The 1,161-nt window shown below is 40.7% G+C and carries 2 protein-coding genes; one reads left to right on the forward strand and one right to left on the reverse strand.

Annotated elements, in window-relative coordinates:
• Positions 1-168 precede the first annotated feature (168 nt).
• Entirely contained in the window at positions 169-570 is a 402-nt protein-coding gene (locus F6K49_RS51230; protein WP_293110607.1) for a CopG family antitoxin, read from the reverse strand.
• A 268-nt stretch (positions 571-838) separates the two neighbouring features.
• Here F6K49_RS51230 and F6K49_RS51235 point away from each other — a divergent pair, with 268 nt between their 5' ends.
• The gene (locus F6K49_RS51235; RefSeq protein ID WP_293110609.1) at positions 839-1,066 is read left to right on the forward strand and encodes a hypothetical protein; all 228 of its coding nucleotides are present in this window, start codon (positions 839-841) and stop codon (positions 1,064-1,066) included.
• The last annotated feature ends 95 nt before the right edge of the window (positions 1,067-1,161 follow it).

The raw sequence follows: 1,161 nt of genomic DNA on the forward strand, positions 1-1,161 counted from the left end.
GCAACAGCTGAGAATCAGCTTACCCCCTAATCAGGAATGGGGGCTATTCACGTGAAAACTGCTGTATGCATCTTGTTACTAAATTTAGTAGTCCCTGAATTGAGAGTCTTTCGGAAGCTCGGGATTGACTGAAGACTTTTCACCTTTTACTAGGTTACGCAATCGCGCTCATTTAGACCCCTTTGATACAGAAGACCGAGGTTTACGGTTGCTTGGATCGTCATCCAGCTCCTGGTTTCGATTTTCGTTCATCTCCAGGAATAACTTTTCCAATTCATCCAGACGCCTCTCTACATTGGAGTCAGTCTTAGGTACAGGGGAAACTCCCAGGGATTGAGCAACTCCTTGAATTGCAAGTGCGAGATCAGTAACATTGGGTTGTTTTCTGAGCTTATCAACGGAGGCTTCTACTACTGTTAAACGTTCTTTTACTGAGTCATCGGTTTCCAAACCCTGTCTGAGGAGTCTGTTAATTAACTCTGTAACTGAAATGCCCATCTCTTCAGCCCGCTCTTTCAGGGTTTGTAGTAGGTCTTCAGATAGTCTGAAGCTAACTAGTTTCCTAGACATAACAATTCATTGACATTACCTAGTGATATACGTATTATAGCTTTTTTTGTGAATAGTGATATACGTATTATATCTGGTTAGTGATCAGTAATTACTACTATAATCTGCTTCGTATAACGCAGTTAATCTAAGATATTTAGCGTATTTAAAAAAAAATATTCCCCAAGTAAACCTGTCTGGGTAGTGGCCAAATTTTATATACATTTGATATACATAAGATAGATTTTGTATATTATTTAAGGATTTGTATATCATCTAAGGAGCCGAAATGAAACGTGCGACTCTCAGGGACCATTTTAGAAGAGCGAGAACTCCGATAGCGGTAGTAAGCGCAATACTTGTCGGAGCTAACGCTGGGATTCAGATTTGGCTAAATTTAGATTTAAACAGTCAAATCCAGGATATTATCAACAAAACCTGGGATCATAGTGAGTCTTCTGCTGAGACAAGCAGGAAAGATACGGATCTTCCTGAAGATCTACCTGCTCAACAGTGAAGAAGCTACCTACGGAAATCGGTGACTTGCCCACCCAGTGGCAAAGAGAATGGGTAAATTTGGGTGCATCTCTACCTATGGCCCGTATTTTAGGA

The organism is Moorena sp. SIO3I6, assembly GCF_010672095.1.

Excerpts from the sequence above, each read along its gene's own strand:
- F6K49_RS51235 (WP_293110609.1), top strand. The coding sequence starts at position 839 with ATGAAACGTGCGACTCTCAGGGACCATTTTAGAAGAGCGAGAACTCCG.
- F6K49_RS51230 (WP_293110607.1), bottom strand. The coding sequence starts at position 570 with ATGTCTAGGAAACTAGTTAGCTTCAGACTATCTGAAGACCTACTACAA.